General features: G+C 42.4%; 1 protein-coding gene and 1 pseudogene. Both read left to right on the top strand.

Annotated features, from left to right (window positions below; all coding sequences use genetic code 11):
- On the top strand, positions 1-196 hold a 196-nt coding region (gene tssK / locus R7F64_RS24445; RefSeq protein WP_318072230.1), incomplete at its 5' end, for a type VI secretion system baseplate subunit TssK.
- Positions 197-207: 11 nt separating this feature from the next.
- Positions 208-512 (top strand): annotated as a pseudogene (locus tag R7F64_RS24440) (type VI secretion system protein TssL); the annotation flags it as partial.

Here is a 512-nt window from a genome sequence, read left to right as displayed (position 1 = left end):
CCAGATTAATGGAATTAACGTAGCTCCTTTAAGTGTCGTGCCGCGACAGATTCCATATCAAACCGGGTATGTTTATTTTGAGGTCGTTAAGAAGGGGCCATTCTGGATGCGACTTAAAGACAGCGGTGGTATTGCACTGCATTTATCTGGTCATTTCCCAAATCCGGACATAGAGCTTTGGAGCATTAATCAATAAAAGTGGTAAGTATGGAACAGACGATAGTAAAACCTACTCCTGGCGGAAGAGCGGCTATATCTAAAGCTCAGCCTCAAAGATCAGCAGACAGTACTGTTGTGATATCCAAAAGCCCTGAGTTGGTTAACAACGATTCAGTTGTTGCTTATGGAGATAATCCACTATTGGCAGAAGCTAATGGTCTACTTTCGATTATTGGACAAATCAGAGCAACAGCTACTCATTCCGACCCTTTGTTTCTTAAGAAACGCTCGCGCAAAAACTTAGGGATTATGAGAATCGTCTGCGTCAACATGATGTTGACTTGGAAACCATA

This window comes from Vibrio sp. Vb1980 (assembly GCF_033338615.1).
Lineage (GTDB): Bacteria > Pseudomonadota > Gammaproteobacteria > Enterobacterales > Vibrionaceae > Vibrio > Vibrio alginolyticus.
The sequence above is the reverse complement of the archived record's forward strand: the minus strand, read 5'-3'. Positions and strand labels throughout refer to the sequence as shown.